This window comes from Brevundimonas variabilis (assembly GCF_014199945.1).
Classification (GTDB): Bacteria; Pseudomonadota; Alphaproteobacteria; order Caulobacterales; family Caulobacteraceae; genus Brevundimonas; species Brevundimonas variabilis.
In genome coordinates this window covers 565,224-580,764 of sequence record NZ_JACHOR010000002.1, presented here as the reverse complement: position 1 = coordinate 580,764, position 15,541 = coordinate 565,224, and the positions used below count along the sequence as shown (strand labels likewise).

15 protein-coding genes and 2 tRNA genes are annotated in these 15,541 nt (G+C 64.1%); 14 read left to right on the top strand and 3 right to left on the bottom strand.

Features of this window, described 5'->3' with window-relative positions:
- Positions 1-89: 89 nt before the first annotated feature.
- Both GGR13_RS07530 and GGR13_RS07525 read left to right on the top strand, forming a co-directional pair.
- On the top strand, positions 90-368 hold the full coding sequence (locus GGR13_RS07530) for an HU family DNA-binding protein (protein ID WP_183212862.1): 279 nt from the start codon (positions 90-92) through the stop codon (positions 366-368).
- A gap of 30 nt (positions 369-398) precedes the next feature.
- Positions 399-475: transfer RNA gene (locus tag GGR13_RS07525), tRNA-Val, on the top strand.
- Between the two features lie 61 nt (positions 476-536).
- Here the strand turns inward: GGR13_RS07525 and GGR13_RS07520 are convergent.
- A complete protein-coding gene (locus GGR13_RS07520; protein WP_183212861.1) occupies positions 537-3,725 on the bottom strand; it encodes an autotransporter outer membrane beta-barrel domain-containing protein in 3,189 nt (1,062 codons plus the stop codon).
- Positions 3,726-4,059: 334 nt separating this feature from the next.
- Between GGR13_RS07520 and GGR13_RS07515 the strand changes: the two genes are divergently transcribed.
- A complete protein-coding gene (locus tag GGR13_RS07515; protein ID WP_246347735.1) occupies positions 4,060-5,268 on the top strand; it encodes a glycosyltransferase in 1,209 nt (402 codons plus the stop codon).
- A 102-nt stretch (positions 5,269-5,370) separates the two neighbouring features.
- Here GGR13_RS07515 and GGR13_RS07510 read toward each other — a convergent pair.
- Positions 5,371-5,447: transfer RNA gene (locus GGR13_RS07510), tRNA-Asp, on the bottom strand.
- A 95-nt stretch (positions 5,448-5,542) separates the two neighbouring features.
- Complete coding sequence (locus GGR13_RS07505; RefSeq protein WP_183212859.1) at positions 5,543-7,198, bottom strand: AbgT family transporter; 1,656 nt, start codon at positions 7,196-7,198, stop codon at positions 5,543-5,545.
- A gap of 61 nt (positions 7,199-7,259) precedes the next feature.
- Between GGR13_RS07505 and GGR13_RS07500 the strand changes: the two genes are divergently transcribed.
- The 11 genes from GGR13_RS07500 to nuoG all read left to right on the top strand — a co-directional run bounded on the left by GGR13_RS07500 (position 7,260) and on the right by nuoG (position 15,539).
- Entirely contained in the window at positions 7,260-7,535 is a 276-nt protein-coding gene (locus GGR13_RS07500; protein WP_183212858.1) for a hypothetical protein, read from the top strand.
- Between the two features lie 78 nt (positions 7,536-7,613).
- The gene (locus GGR13_RS07495; protein ID WP_183212857.1) at positions 7,614-7,991 is read left to right on the top strand and encodes an NADH-quinone oxidoreductase subunit A; all 378 of its coding nucleotides are present in this window, start codon (positions 7,614-7,616) and stop codon (positions 7,989-7,991) included.
- Entirely contained in the window at positions 7,961-8,596 is a 636-nt protein-coding gene (locus GGR13_RS07490; RefSeq protein ID WP_425486077.1) for a NuoB/complex I 20 kDa subunit family protein, read from the top strand. The genes GGR13_RS07495 and GGR13_RS07490 overlap by 31 nt, the downstream gene beginning before the upstream one ends.
- The gene (locus GGR13_RS07485) at positions 8,593-9,270 is read left to right on the top strand and encodes an NADH-quinone oxidoreductase subunit C (RefSeq protein ID WP_183212856.1); all 678 of its coding nucleotides are present in this window, start codon (positions 8,593-8,595) and stop codon (positions 9,268-9,270) included. The genes GGR13_RS07490 and GGR13_RS07485 overlap by 4 nt, the downstream gene beginning before the upstream one ends.
- A gap of 59 nt (positions 9,271-9,329) precedes the next feature.
- Positions 9,330-10,544, top strand: coding sequence for an NADH-quinone oxidoreductase subunit D (locus tag GGR13_RS07480; RefSeq protein WP_183213132.1), 1,215 nt, complete (start codon positions 9,330-9,332; stop codon positions 10,542-10,544).
- Positions 10,541-10,729, top strand: coding sequence for a hypothetical protein (locus GGR13_RS07475; RefSeq protein ID WP_183212855.1), 189 nt, complete (start codon positions 10,541-10,543; stop codon positions 10,727-10,729). Before GGR13_RS07480 ends, GGR13_RS07475 begins: the two co-directional genes overlap by 4 nt.
- Positions 10,729-11,397, top strand: coding sequence for an NADH-quinone oxidoreductase subunit NuoE (gene nuoE, locus GGR13_RS07470; RefSeq protein WP_183212854.1), 669 nt, complete (start codon positions 10,729-10,731; stop codon positions 11,395-11,397). Before GGR13_RS07475 ends, nuoE begins: the two co-directional genes overlap by 1 nt.
- 16 nt (positions 11,398-11,413) lie before the next feature.
- The gene (locus GGR13_RS07465; RefSeq protein WP_183212853.1) at positions 11,414-11,680 is read left to right on the top strand and encodes a hypothetical protein; all 267 of its coding nucleotides are present in this window, start codon (positions 11,414-11,416) and stop codon (positions 11,678-11,680) included.
- Positions 11,681-11,683: 3 nt separating this feature from the next.
- A complete protein-coding gene (nuoF, locus tag GGR13_RS07460; RefSeq protein ID WP_183212852.1) occupies positions 11,684-12,997 on the top strand; it encodes an NADH-quinone oxidoreductase subunit NuoF in 1,314 nt (437 codons plus the stop codon).
- Between the two features lie 2 nt (positions 12,998-12,999).
- Positions 13,000-13,494, top strand: coding sequence for a hypothetical protein (locus GGR13_RS07455; protein WP_183212851.1), 495 nt, complete (start codon positions 13,000-13,002; stop codon positions 13,492-13,494).
- Positions 13,494-15,539 carry an NADH-quinone oxidoreductase subunit NuoG gene (nuoG, locus tag GGR13_RS07450; RefSeq protein WP_183212850.1) on the top strand — a complete coding sequence of 682 codons (2,046 nt, stop codon included), beginning with the start codon at positions 13,494-13,496 and terminating at the stop codon, positions 15,537-15,539. Before GGR13_RS07455 ends, nuoG begins: the two co-directional genes overlap by 1 nt.
- Positions 15,540-15,541 lie beyond the last annotated feature (2 nt).

Genomic DNA, 15,541 nt, shown 5'->3' with positions numbered 1-15,541 from the left:
GTTTTGACGTGCCGCCCCGGACGTTCTTTAGTTGCACCGGGCAGGGTCGTTCGTCGCAGGCGAGCACCTGGGTAGGGGAGTGCACGGGAATGACGACAAAGGCTGAATTGATCGCCGCCATGGCGGACGCGGCCCAGATCACGCGGGATCAGGCCAGGCGCGCCTTCGAGGCCTATACGGACACGGTCACATCGGCCCTGAAACGCGGTCAGGACGTCCGGATGGTGGGTTTTGGTGCGTTCGTGTGCGTTGACCGCAAGGCCGGGACAGCCCGCAATCCGCAGACGGGCGAGATCATTGCCAAGGCAGCGTCGCGAACAGCCCGCTTCCGTCCGGGCGAAGGTTTGAAAAGCGCCTTGAACGGCTGACGCCTCCGGGGCAAAAGAGCCCCACGGTCAGGGCGGCTAGCTCAGCTGGTCAGAGCATCTCGTTTACACCGAGAGGGTCGGCGGTTCGAACCCGTCGCCGCCTACCACCGTCCACGAAAAAGGCCGCCGGATCGCTCCGGCGGCCTTTTGTGGCTCTGAACGGCTCGATCAGAACCGGAAGCTGGCCCGCAGGAGCAGGGTGTAACGCACGTAATCCTCGAGCATTTCGGCATCGGCCGCGATCGACAGAAGGCCCAGTTCATTGCCTACGCCAAGGCGGAAGCCCGCGATCGGTCCGCCGCCTTCGATCGAGTTCGGGGTCAAACGGAAATCCGGTCCGCCGGATGCGAAACGGCCGATCGTCTCACCCGGATCGACCGAGATATTCTGCCGCCAGCCCAGCCGGACCTCCGGACGGATCCAGCCATCCTTGCCGAAGCCGTAGCCGACGTTGACGGCGGCAACAGCCGCAAACATATGGCCGTCACGTTCGTCGATCTCGAGGTCGAAACCGTCGCCCACGCCTTCCTCGACGCGATCCTCCTCGTTCAGGCCGAAATACTCGACATAACCCTCGGGCCGGATGTTCAGGCGTCCGAAGTTGCGCTCGTACGACGCGCCAGCTGCGGCGGCGAGGGTGAACCCATGCCATTCCGAATTGTTCGAAAGGTTCAGACCCTCACCGACAAAGGCCCGGTTGGCCTCGAACGACGCATAGCCCCCGGCAGCGCGGGCCCAGGTCGTCCAGTTCCGGCCCTGTGCACGCCAGTAAAGCCCGAGCTCGATCAGGCTGGCCGACAGCACCTCTTCGGCTTCGGCCTCTGGGTCCTCGAGGTCGGAGGAGGTAAAGGCCAGCGACACGCCGACGGCACCCAGCCCGGTCCCACGCTCCACACCCCCCGCGATCCCGAACCCTTCCGAACGGAAGCCGTAGGTGTCGGTCTTGTCCTTGTCGGCGTAGAAATTGATCTCCTGCAGCCACGCGCTGGTCTCGCCCGGTGCAGCTGACGCGTTCCGGCCCGTCAGGGCGCGGGTGACGGCGTCCACGCCGGACGCCAGCGAGAGCAGGGGACCGCCCGAGTGATCCGGTAGCGTCTGCTCGAACAGGTTGATGAAGCCTTCGCGGTCCGTCTGGTTCAGGAAGACATTGAGCAGGGCGTCGTTGTCGTCCAGGGCGGCATAGAAGGCATCAAAGGCCTGACGCTCCACGGCGATCAGATTGGCTTCATCCGCCGTCCTGCGGCGAACGTCCACGAAGACGTCGCCCGCCGCGACATCGGCACCAGCATTCACGACAAACAAATAGGGCGAGTTTGCCTGTACGCCGGCTGTATCGATCGCGCTGAAGTTCAGCGTGTTGGCATCGATGATGGTGAACCGTCGGGGGGCGTTGATCAGGGAGGCAAAGCGAACGCCCAGGCCGGCTCCTGAAGCCAGGGTGGCCGTCCCGTTCACACGAAACCCTGTCGCCAGAGCGGATGACGCGTCGAGGGTCACCAGCAGGTCGGCTTGCGCGCCGACGTTCAGGCTTGTCAGGTTCAGTTGCCCGGTCTGCCTGGCCTCGAGTGTGCCGTTGGCCACATCGATCGCCAGCAGGCCGTCCGTGTCGGAAATAGCCCCCCGGACAAGGGCACCCCCGGTGATCGACAGCCGGTCCGCCCCGTTTCCGAAAGCAATGTCGCCCAGGATGCTGCCGTTCTGGACATTGACCGTATCAGCTCCGGAACCGAGCAGGATTCGCCCCGCGATGAGGGGTTCCGTGGCGTCGGACACCCCGTCGCCATCGGTGTCGACGATCGCGGGTTGGCCCGTCGCCGGAGCCGGAGTGAGCACACCGGACTGAGTGATGGTGACGCCACTGGTATTGGCGCGGACGTCGATGGCGGTTGCCACGCCCGTGATGGGGTCATTCGCGGCATTCGCAACGACGTTGGACTGGAACGATCCGGTATTGGTGATCGTCCTCAGGGTGCCGCTGAGGTCCCGCAGGACCGTGGCATTGGCGACACCGCCACCCGTCGTCGACAGCAAGGATCCACTGTTCGAAAAGGCCGGCAGACTGGCCCCGGTGTCGATCTGCACGGCGGTCACTTCGCCGGCTACGGCCGTGGCAGACCCGGCGGTAATCGTGCCGTTGTTGTCGAAGCGGGGCGTCGTGACGCCGGACCCGAATCGGAACGCCGTGGCATTTGCACCGGAGGCCAGGGCGGCCACGGTGCCCGTGTTCAGGACACCGCCGTTGATGGTTACCGCCCGACCGCCGTCGACGCCGAAGCGCACTGCGTTTCCGGCAACGCCGTCATAGACGCCCTGTCCGTTGATCTGGCCCCGATTGATGAAGCCATAGGCGTTGGCGTCCGGTCCAACCACGCCCAGGGTGATTGCACGTGTGGCGGAGCCGACGCTGACTGCCGGAGCCGCCCCGAAACTGTTGATCGTGGCATTGCCTTCCTGCGCGTCGGGACGGCCATCGGCATCCTCGTCGGCATTGGCCGTATCGCGATCTGCAGGAGGGGTGTCGAAGACCACGCCGCCTGCAACATTGCCGGCGATCACGACGGCCGAGCCGCCCTGTAGCAGGTCGTCCGCATCCAGCCGCCCGATGAAGGTATCGGAGCCACGGGTCGTGTAGCGATATCCGGTCGCGCTGATCTCGCCCTGAAGGGTCAGTCGGCCCGAGACATCGCCGCCGATTACGGCTCCCGAGGCATTTGCACCGACGCCGGAGACCGCTCCAGCCACCGTCACATTGCCTGTCACTGCGCCCGTTGTTCGCACCGCGACGCTGTTGTCGCCCACAGCCCGGATCGTACCGAAGTTGTTCAGGTTCCCGATCAGGCCCGTCTCAAGCGACAGCCCATAGGAGTTGTTGCCCTCGACGAGGATCGTGCTCCCGGTTTCGGCGATGATGTTGCCGGTGACGGGTGCCGTGCCGACCACGCGCACCCCATAACGGCCGTTACCTGTCGCGAAGGGGCCGTCAAGGTCGCCATCGTTGTCTGTGTCCGGATAGTCGCCAATGCTGTCCGTGACCGAAATCTGCCCTGCCAAGGTGAGGTTGGCCGTGTTGCCGCCATTGACCAGAATCCCGGTCGCACCGTCCGCCGAATTGTTGAGACTGATGACACTGCCGGTCTCGGTCGTGACGCTGTGGCTCGAATCAATCGTCACCGCCGTCCCGGAGGTAATGGCCACGCCACCGCCGCTGGCAAAGCGGATGCTGTCAGCTGCGGTTCCGGTCGCATTGGACGTCAGAATGGGCGTCGTCCGTTGAGTCGAGATCACGACCTGGGCCTGGGCACCGGCAGCAGCCAGGAGCGGAGCGAGCGCCACCGCAGTCGCGAGCAGAATACGCATGCTTGAAGAAACCCTTGTGGACACGGCGCGCACGGATGCTTGAGACCCTCTAACAGGGCTCGCCCGAGCCTGCCTCAAGTTTCTCGAATTTGAGGCGATTGCAAGGCCAGTTCCCTCGTGGCGATGACCGGTGGCCCAGAGATGTCCGGCATATGGCCCTTCACCGGGGATTGCACTTGAGCTTGATGAGAACCGGCGCTAGGGCCGTCTCATGGTCAGCCGCAAATCGTCCGCACGCAGCCGAACATCCGCCCTGTCGGCGACGGCTGCCGGGGCGAGCGAAATGTCCCTCCCTGTAACCTCTGGGCTTGACGTTCACGAAGGGGAATTGCGCTTGTTTCCGGGTCTGGACGAGGAGGTCGCCGAAACCCTGCGAATCCTGAGGTCGGCCAGTCTGGATCCGCGGCCGCGCATGATCGATACGACGATGCTGTATGCGCCTCGTTCGGGCGGCGTGAAGCGTTATCTGCTGTCCAAGAAGAGCTGGCTGGAAAGCCACCGTCCCGGTATCGCCCACTCGCTGGTCGTGCCCGGAGCCCGCCACCAGGCGGGGCCGGACGGGATCGTAAAACTGCACGCGTCCAAACTGCCATTCGGTGATGGCTATCGATGGCCGTCCTCGGTCAAGCGATGGGGGGCCTGGCTGGCTTCGATGAAGCCATCGCTGATCGAGGCGGGCGACCCCTACACGCCGGGGCAGGGTGCCCTGGAGGCCGGACAGCGGGTTGGATGCCCGGTCGTCGGCTTCTGTCATTCGGACCCGGCAGGGCTCGCCGCTCTGCATTTCGGGGAATGGGCCAAGAAGCCGGTCGAAAAGCGATGGGCTCGCCTGTTCGGCCAGTTCGATCGTGTCATTTCACCCAGCCAATTCATTGCCCAGCGACTGATCGAGGCCGGGGTCGGCAATATCGTCGTTCGCCCGCTCGGGGTCGAGATCGATACGTTCCACCCGGACCGTGGGGACCGGCCCTGGTTGCTCAAGCGCCTGGGGCTTGGGGCTGACGCTCGCTTGCTGTGCTTCGCGGGGCGGCCAGCCAAGGAGAAGAACATCGATGTGCTGATCGAGGCCGTCCAGAAACTGGGAGCGCCCTATCATCTGATCCTGGTCGGTGCTGGCACCGGCATGCCACCAGAGGACCGGGTTATCGCCTTGCCCTACGAGCGTGATCCCAAGGCGGTGGCACGGATCATCGCCAGTTGCGACGCCTTCGTGCATGCCAACGACAAGGAGCCCTTTGGCCTGATCGTGCTTGAAGCCATGGCCTGTGGCGTTCCCGTTGTCGGCGTGAACTCGGGCGGCGTCGCCGAGACCGTTGATTCTTCGGTGGGTCAGCTTTCGGTCTCTGCTGACCCCGATGACTATGCACAAGCGATCGAGGCTCTCTTCGATCGGGATGTCCAGGCTCTGGGACAGGCGGCGCGGCTGCACACTGTCGAGAAATTCGCGTGGAACCGGGTCTTTGAGGATCTCTGCATGATCTATGCAGATGTGAGCGGCAAGCCAGCGTTCGTTCAGCCACGCGATGACTGGGCTGTGCACTGAGGCTGACGGCCAGCGATGACGGCCAGGCGTCCTGGCCGGGCAAACCATTAAAATAGAAAAGAGGGGGCGGGGGCGCGCCATTTCCTCTCGCTTGAGAAGAAATGGCGCGAGTGACGGGACTCGAACCCGCGACCTCCGGCGTGACAGGCCGGCACTCTAACCAACTGAGCTACACCCGCGTTGCTCGCCGCGATGACAGTGCGTCGCGGCGAGGGGCGTCGTTTAGGCGGGGGGCGCTCATACTGTCAAGCGACCCTTCGTCATAAAAACGCGATCAGCGTTGTGCGGGCGCAGCAGTCGTGACTGCAGCGGGCTGCGGCGGGGTCTCGGTCCCGAGAATTCCACCGTCGGCCGGAGGCTGTGCCGCCACAACCGGATCAGGCAACACGTAATGAACCCCGACACCCGGTCCGAGCGGGAGGTCCAGCGCGACCCAGGCGGCGACCATGATCAGACCCGCGACGAGGAACGACCCGGCATAGGGCAGCATGGTGGCCATCAGGGAGCCCAGCCCGAACCTGGGGTCCCATCGCTGGGCGAAGGCCAGGATCAGGGGAAAGTAGCTCATCAGCGGTGTCGCGATGTTGGTGACCGAATCGCCCATGCGGTAGGCGGCAGTTGTCATTTCCGGGCTGATGCCCAGCAGCATGAACATCGGAACCACAATCGGAGCCAGGGCGGACCATTTTGCGGACGCCGAGCCGATGAAAAGGTCAAAGAAGCAGGACACCAGCACGACGGAAATCAGCAGCAGTGGCGTCGGCATGGCCAGGGTCTTGAGCCCCGCGGCCGCATTGACCGCCAGGATGGGGCCAAGCCCCGACCAGTTGAACATGGCCACGAAATGGGCAGCGAAGAAGGCGAGCACGATATAGGGGGCCAGAACCGAAATCCCTTCGCCCATCATCCGGACCAGGTCCCGATGGCTGCGGATCGTGCCGGCACCGCTTCCGAACGCGGCACCCGTGACGAAGAATGTCACCGCAAAGAAGGCCGCGAGTGACCGATAGAGGGGGTTGTGCCGCTGTGCGGGTTCTGCCTCGGGGTCGATGAAGGGCGAGCCTGGCAGGGCCGTGATGAGCGCCCAGAGCGCGACCATGCCGAGCAAGGCAAGACCCGCGTACATCAGGCCGCGTTTTTGTGTGGCCGTTAGGGGCTCGCGCTCCTCCCGGGCCGGCGGTGCCACGCCTGCAGGGGGCAGCCATTTGCCGAGACGAGGCTCGATGATCCGGTCGGTGATGAACCAGACGATTGGCGTGAAGACGATCACGACCCCGACAATGAAGAACCAGTTGCCAGCGATACTGACCTGATAGGACGGATCGATGAGATGGGCGGCGGGTTCGGTAATGCCCAGAATCAGGGCGTCTGACGCGCCAGGGAAGAGGTTGCCGGCATAGCCCCCGGAAACCGCCGCAAACCCGGCCGCCAGACCCGCCAGAGGATGCCGCCCCGCGGCGGCAAAGATCACGGCTGCCAGTGGAATGACCACGACGTAGGATGCATCCGAGGCATGGTGCGAGACCATGCCCACGATCACGACGACCGGCGTCAGTATGATCCTTGGCGCATTCAGCAGGGCCCCGCGAATGGCCGTGGTGAACAGGCCGGTGCGTTCGGCAACGGCGGCTCCGTAGATGATCGTGATGACGATCCCCAGCGGCGGAAAGTCCGCGAGTGTCCGGGGCATGCCGATGATCAGCTTCTCGAGGTTTTCCGACGACAGAAGGCTCTGAGCGATCAGGGTGTCTCCGGTGACGGGATTGACGGCCTGCCAGCCAAGGCTGGCCCCGACGATACTGAGAACAATCAGCCCGACGATGAGCCAGAGAAACAGGAAGACCGGGTCGGGCAGCCGATTTCCGGTACGTTCGACGAAGCCAAGGAAGCCCTTGTTGGGCGGAAGGGCGTCGGGGATCGTCTCGCTCATGGGCGTACTCACAGGTTGCTTGCCGAGGCGGCGGGGTGTCGTCGCAGGGGATCAGACGTCGTTGGTCGATGCTGAACGGGCGGTGAAGAGACTTGCAAGCGGCAAAGTTCGCCATTCCACGCCGGATCAGATTGTTTTTAACCACGACAGCCGCCGGAGCCAAAGCTCTGGCAGCCAGTCAGGCGCGACCCTGGGCAGGAAACGATGGCGATCGGATTTCCACGGCGGGACTGTGCATCCGCATTTTCGGCAGGATACGCCGATGGATGACGCCCAGATCACGACACTATCTCTGAGAATTGATCGCAATCAAAAGCCTTTTGCCGCATGGGTTTGAACCCCGGCAAGGTTGGGTCTAAGAAGCGCCGAATCCACCACCGCTGCCGACCTCCCCCCGGCGCGCGAGGCCCCCCGAATGAACGAATTCCTGCTAGAATATCTGCCGATCGTGATCTTCATCGGGATCGCGGCGGTGCTTGGTATCCTTTTCGTCGTGGCCGCCTGGCTGATGGCGCCGTCCAGTCCGGATTCGGAAAAGCTGTCCGCCTATGAGTGCGGGTTCAATGCTTTCGATGACGCGCGGATGAAGTTCGACGTCCGGTTCTATCTGGTGTCGATCCTGTTCATCATCTTCGACCTTGAAGTGGCGTTCCTGTTCCCCTGGGCCGTCTCGATCTTCGATCTGTCGAAAGGCGGCATGATTTTCGCCTTCTGGTCGATGATGGCGTTCCTGGGTGTGCTGACGGTGGGCTTTATCTACGAATGGAAGAAGGGCGCGCTCGAATGGGAGTGACCGACAACACCCTGCCGCTGATCGGAGCGGGCAATCAGGGGGCGTCCCCGGCGCTCAGCCCCTATGGTCTGGGCGCGCGCTCGACCGTCGAGGGCTACGATCCCAAGATCCACGACAAATTCTTCGAGGCCGTCAATGTCGAGCTGGGCGAGCAGGGCTTCCTGACCGCCTCTCTGGACGATGTCATCAACTGGGCTCGCACCGGGTCGCTGATGTGGATGACCTTTGGCCTTGCCTGCTGCGCCGTGGAGATGATCCAGGCCTCGATGCCGCGCTATGACCTCGAGCGGTTCGGCATGGCTCCGCGGGCCAGCCCGCGTCAGTCGGACCTGATGATCGTGGCCGGCACCTTGACCAACAAGATGGCTCCGGCCTTGCGCAAGGTCTACGACCAGATGCCGGACCCGCGCTATGTGCTGTCCATGGGTTCCTGCGCCAACGGCGGTGGCTACTACCACTACAGTTACAGTGTTGTTCGTGGCTGCGACCGTATCGTGCCGGTGGATGTCTATGTGCCGGGGTGCCCGCCGACGGCGGAGGCTTTGGTCTACGGGCTGCTGACCCTGCAGAAGAAGATCCGGCGGACGGGGACCATCGTGCGATGAGCGTCGTCGTGGGTCACAATGCCGTCGTGGCGAACAATGAGACGCTGCTGACGCCGCTGGGTGCCGAGATGGTCGGCGAGCTGGGCGTCGACGCCCATGTCGCGTTCGGCGAGCTGACGCTCGCCGCGCCGCGCGAGCGGATTGTCGAGGTGCTGACCGCGCTGCGGGACCGGTTCGGCTTCCAGCAGCTGATGGACCTGTGCGGGGCCGACTATCCCGACAGGGCCGAGAGGTTCGAGGTCGTCTACCACCTTCTCAGCCTGACGCGGAACATCCGGGTCCGGGTCAAGGTCTCGACCGACGAGGTGCAGCCCGTGCCCAGCGCCATTTCGGTCTGGCCGTCCGCGGAATGGTTCGAGCGCGAGGCCTTCGACATGTACGGCATGCTGTTCGAGGGCAATCCGGACATGCGCCGGTTGCTGACGGACTATGGCTTCCAGGGGCATCCGCTGCGCAAGGACTTCCCCATGACCGGCTATGTCGAGGTGCGCTACGACGAGGCCGAGAAGCGGGTGGTCTATGAACCCGTCAAACTGACCCAGGAATTCCGCCAGTTCGACTTCCTGTCGCCCTGGGAAGGCGCCGACTATCCGGACGCCGTCCTGCCCGGGGACGAGAAGGCGGCGCAGGCCGCTGCGGCCGGGGCCAATGCCCCTTCGGGAGGGAAAGCCTGATGGCCGACGACGCCGCCCTCAGGGCTCCGATCGGAGCCGACATCGACGTCTTCGAGGACATGCCGCACGATGGGCGCACCGCCCATGCGCGCGAGATGGACGACCGGAAATTCACGATCAATTTCGGGCCCCAGCACCCGGCGGCGCACGGCGTGCTGCGACTGGTGCTGGAGCTGGACGGCGAGATCGTTTCGCGGGTCGATCCGCATATCGGCCTACTGCATCGCGGCACCGAAAAGCTGATGGAGGCTCGGACCTACCTGCAGAACGTGCCCTATCTGGACCGGCTGGACTACGTCTCGCCGATGAACCAGGAGCACGCCTTCTGTCTGGCCATCGAGCGGCTGATGGGGATCGAGGTGCCCTATCGGGCTCAGCTGATCCGGGTCCTGTATTCCGAAATCGGCCGCGTGCTGTCGCACATGCTGAACGTGACGACCCAGGCTCTGGACGTGGGGGCCCTGACTCCTCCGCTCTGGGGCTTCGAGGAGCGCGAGAAGCTGATGGTGTTCTACGAGCGGGCCTGCGGCGCACGCCTGCATGCCAACTACTTCCGGCCGGGCGGGGTCCATCAGGACCTGCCGGGGGCCCTGATCGACGACATCGACCACTGGTGCAACGACTTCCCGGCAAAGCTGGCCCAGATCGAAAGCCTGGTCACCGAGAACCGCATCTTCAAGCAGCGCAATGTCGATATCGGCGTGGTGTCCAAGGAACAGGCCCTGGCCTGGGGCTTCTCCGGCGTGATGCTGCGTGGGTCGGACATTCCCTGGGATCTGCGCAAGTCGCAGCCCTATGAGTGCTATGCCGAGATGGAATTCGACATCGTCGTGGGCAAGAACGGCGACTGCTGGGACCGCTACCTCTGCCGCATCGAGGAGATGAAGCAGTCCGTCCGGATCATGCAGCAGTGCATTCACAAGCTGCGCAACTGCCCCGGCGAGCCGGTCATGATCGAGGACAATAAGATCGTGCCGCCCAAGCGCAGCGAGATGAAGCGGTCGATGGAAGCCCTGATCCATCACTTCAAACTGTATACCGAAGGCTTCAGGACGCCCGAGGGCGAGGTCTATGCCGCGGTCGAGGCTCCCAAGGGCGAGTTCGGCATCTATCTGGTCTCGGACGGCACCAACAAGCCGTACCGGGTCAAGATCTCGGCCCCCGGATTCCGGCACCTGCAGGCCATGGACTGGATGAACCGCGGCCACATGCTGGCTGACGTCTCGGCTATCCTGGGCTCGCTGGATATCGTGTTCGGGGAGGTTGACCGGTGACGGACAGGCCCCTGAGCGATGCTGTCGCTGCCGGCTGGGAGATCGTTTCCTATTCGGCGACGGACTACAGCGGCGAAACCTATCAACACAATATTCTGCTGCGCCGTCAGGGGCAGCATCGCATCCTCAACATCCGCAAGAAGATGCTGGGTGAGGGTGTGGTCGTCACCGAACTGGAAGTCTGATGTCGGTCCGTCGTCTCGCAAAGATCCAGCCTGACAGCTTTGCCTTCTCGAAAGAGACCAGGGCCAAATGCGACTGGTGGATCGCCAAGTATCCGGCTGACCGGCGTCAGTCGGCGGTTATCCCGATCCTGTGGCTGGTGCAGAAGCAGGAGGGCTGGTGCCCCGAGCCCGCGCTGAGGGCCATCGCTGAACTGCTCGGCATGCCCTATATTCGCGTGCTGGAAGTTGTGACCTTCTACACAATGTTCATGCTCGAACCCGTTGGATCGGCAGCGCTTATCCAGGTCTGCGGCACGACGCCCTGCATGCTGCGCGGCTCGGGCGATCTGATGAAGGTCTGCAAGTCCAAGATCGGACCGAAGGACACGCTGAGCGCCGACGGCCGGTTCACCTGGCAAGAGGTCGAATGCCTCGGGGCCTGCGTCAACGCGCCGATGGCCCAGATCAATGACTACTATTTCGAGGACCTGACGGCCGAAACGATGGGTCAGATCATCGACGATTTCGCCGCGGGCAAGAGGCCTGAGCCGGGCTCCTATGCTGGCCGGCACACGTCGGAACCAATGGGCGGGGCACTGACCCTGACGGACGCAGCCCTGTATGATGGCTCTGCGGCCAAGCCGATTAAGACGCTGCCGAACAGCGAGCCTGCCAAGGTTCCGGCATGACGCGCGGTTCCCTGTGATGTCGGATCTTGATCCAAGATCGAATGAGGCCCTGGCCACTTATCGGGCCGAAATTCGTGCGGTTGGACGACAGCAGCGTCTGGCCGGCTTTGGGCTCGTCCTGCTTGGCGCAATCATGGTCTATGCCTCGCAGAAGGCCGGTGCAGCGGCTGAAGCCGTGCTGTGGGGCGGCTATGCTGCCCTTGCGGCAGGCTGGGCCCTGATGCTGGTCGCCATCTTCCTTCGTACCCGATATCACCGCCGCCGCATGCGCGAGATGAACTGAACCATGGCCGGAATCCTGCAAGACAAGGATCGCATCTTCACCAACCTCTATGGCTTCCAGGACTGGACGCTGGAGGGGGCGAAGACCCGTGGCGCGTGGAACGCGACCAGGGACATGCTCGACCTCGGGCGCGACTGGATCATCACCAACGTCAAGAACTCGGGCCTGCGCGGCCGGGGCGGGGCAGGGTTCTCGACCGGCCTGAAGTGGTCATTCATGCCCAAGGAAGTGAAGGACCGTCCGCACTATCTGGTGGTCAATGCGGACGAGTCCGAGCCGGGCACCTGCAAGGACCGGGAGATCATGCGTCATGATCCCCACCTGCTGATCGAAGGGTGCCTGATTGCCTCCTTCGCGATGCAGGCGCACGCCTGTTACATCTATCTGCGCGGCGAATATGTACTCGAACGCGAGCGCATGGAGGCGGCGGTCAAGCAGGCCTATGAGGCCAAACTGATCGGCAAGAACAATGTCCACGGCTGGGACTTCGACGTCTACATCCACCACGGCGCAGGGGCCTATATCTGTGGCGAGGAAACAGCGCTGCTGGAGAGCCTCGAAGGCAAGAAGGGCCAGCCCCGGCTGAAGCCGCCGTTCCCGGCGGGCGCGGGCCTCTATGGCTGCCCCACCACGGTGAACAATGTCGAATCGATTGCGGTCGTGGGCACGATCCTGCGGCGCGGAGCGGAGTGGTTCGCGGGCTTTGGCCGGGCGAACAATACCGGCACCAAGCTGATGTGCATCAGCGGCCACGTGAACAAGCCCTGCAATGTCGAGGAGGCCATGAGCATCCCGCTGAAGCAGTTGCTGGAAGAGCATTGCGGTGGCGTTCGGGGCGGCTGGGACAATCTGAAGGCCGTGATCCCGGGTGGATCTTCGGTGCCGCTGATCACGCGCGAGATGTCGGAAACGGCCCTGATGGATTTCGACAGCCTGCGCGAGATGCGTTCGGGTCTGGGGACCGCCGCCGTCATCGTGATGGACAATTCCACCGACCTGGTGAAGGCGATCGCGCGGATCAGCTACTTCTACAAGCACGAGAGCTGCGGCCAGTGCACGCCTTGCCGCGAGGGCACAGGCTGGATGTGGCGAGTGCTGGAGCGGATGTCGATCGGCGAGGCGGATCCGTCCGAAATCGACATGCTGCTGGAGGTCTCGACCCAGATCGAGGGCCATACGATCTGCGCGCTCGGCGACGCAGCGGCCTGGCCGGTGCAGGGGCTGATCCGGCATTTCCGTCACGAGATCGAGGATCGCATCTCGCAATATCGCACCCGTCGGGCGAATTTCGCCGGGCACGCGATCGCTGCGGAGTGATCATGCGGGTTGTCGCTGTCATCGCGATCGGGGGACTGGTGCTTGGAGCCTGCGGTTCCGAGCCCGACTCTGCTGCGCCCGAGGCTCCCGTCCCGGCGATGACGCCCGCTGCCCCCACGCCTCCCGTTTCCGCCGTGGCCCTGACTGAAGCCAGTCTGATTTCGGTCTGCCGCGCAGGGCTGTCGTTCATGCACGACCAGCCCGTCGGCGAGATCCGGTCCGACGGCGTTGCGGACGGGATCATGACCGCATCCTGGCGCGCGCCGGTCGATGGCGGTCGCCGTTTTGCCGATTGCCGCGTCGAGAACGACACGATCCAGTGGCGCCCCGCTCGCCTGCCCGACGGCCAGACAGCCACGTGGTCGAACACCCCCACCGACCCGGTCGTCCGTTTTTCCTTCGAGGGCGACCAGATCGTCCTGAACCAGACCAATCCAGACGGAACAGCATCGCAAGCGATGTTGCCCGTTCCGGTGCAACAAGAGGCCGCTTCCTGATGCCTATCGCCAAGGTCAACGGCGTCGAGACCGAGTTCGAGCCCGGCATGACCGTGCTCCAGGTCGCCGAGCGCGCGGGTGCCGAGATTCCGCGCTTCTGCTACCATGAGCGGCTGTCGATCGCCGGCAACTGCCGCATGTGCCTGGTCGAGGTGAAGCCCGGACCGCCCAAGCCCCAGGCGTCCTGCGCCCTGCCAGCCGCTGAAGGTCAGGAGATCTTCACCGACACGGCGATGGTGAAGAAGGCGCGCGAAGGGGTGATGGAGTTCCTGCTCATCAACCATCCGCTGGACTGCCCGATCTGCGACCAGGGCGGCGAGTGCGACCTGCAGGACCAGGCCATGGGCTATGGCCGCGATGGCTCGCGCTATGCCGAGAACAAGCGCGCGGTCGAAGAAAAGAACATGGGTCCGACGGTCAAGACCTTCATGACCCGCTGCATCCAGTGCACCCGCTGCGTGCGGTTCGTGACCGAGGTCGCCGGCGTGCCGGACATCGGCATGATCAGCCGCGGCGAGGATGCCGAGATCACCACCTATCTTGAAAAGGCAGTCGATTCCGAACTGTCCGGCAACGTCAATGACCTTTGCCCCGTCGGGGCGCTGACGCACCGGCCCTGGCAGTTCCACTATCGCCCGTGGGAGCTGAAGCGCACCGAGACCATCGACGTCATGGACGCCCTGGGCTCCAACATCTCGGCCCAGGCCAAGGGTGCCGAAGTGATGCGGATCCTGCCGCGCGTGAACGAGGGCATCAACGAGGAGTGGCTGTCGGACAAGAGCCGCTACATCGTCGATGGTCTGCAGAAGCGTCGACTGGACCGGCCGTATGTGCGTGACAACGGACGCCTGCGAGCCGCGTCCTGGGACGAGGCGCTCGGCGTCGTGGCGGCCCGGCTGACGCAATCGCAACCAGACCGGATCGGTGTCATCGCGGGTGATCTGCAGGATGCCGAATCCATGAAGGCGACGCTGGACCTGTTCCGCGCGCTGGGCTCGGCCAACACGGATTGCCGCCAGGATGGATCGGCACTGGGCGTCGGTCCGCGCGAGGGCTGGCTGTTCAACTCGGGCATCGCAGGGATCGAACAGGCGGACGTCATCCTGCTGGTCGGGGTCAATCCCCGGACCGAGGCCCCGCTGCTGAATGCGCGTCTGCGCAAGGCCTGGCTGAGTGGCAAGACCGAGATTCTGGTGATCGGCGAGCAAGCCGATCTGACCTATGAATACAGTTATCTGGGCGCAGGATCGAAGACCCTGTCGAAGCTGCCCAAGCCAGCCGCGGATCTGCTGGCGAAGGCCGAGCGGCCGGCGATCATCGTCGGTGGCGGGGCGATTTCGGGCGAGGCCGGCCCGTCCGTGCTCAACGCACTCGGGGCGCTGGCCAAGAAGGTCGGCGTGATCGCCGAAGGTTGGAATGGCTTCAATGTCCTGCACACAGCGGCATCGCGTGTGGCGGGTCTGGACATGGGCTTTGTGCCCGCCGACGGCGGTCTGAGTGCGGTTCAGATGGTCCAGACCGGCGCGCTGGATGTGCTGTTCCTGCTGGGGGCCGACGAGATCGACGCCTCGGCATCGGACGCGTTCAAGGTCTATCTGGGCAGCCATGGCGACAACGGCGCCCATGGGGCCGATGTGATCCTGCCCGGCGCGGCCTATACCGAAAAGGCCGGCCTGTATGTGAACACCGAGGGCCGGGTGCAGATGGCCGAGCGGGTGGTCTTTCCCAAGGGTGAGGCCAAGGACGACTGGGCCATCGTTCGGGCCTTGTCGGAACGGGTCGGCCGGACGTTGCCCTATGACAGTCTCGACCAGCTTCGGACCCGGTTGATGGCGGATCATCCGACCTTCGGCCGGATCGACTATCTGGCTCCGGCGCAGGCGTTCGACGTTGCGTCGTTGGGCAAGAAGGGCGACCTGGGCGACACGGGCTTCGTATCCGCCGTGCCCGACCCCTATCTGAACAACCCGATCGCGCGAGCCAGTGCGACCATGGCCGAGTTGTCCGCCCTGCGGATCGCCCCGGTCGCCATGGCAGCGGAGTAGGT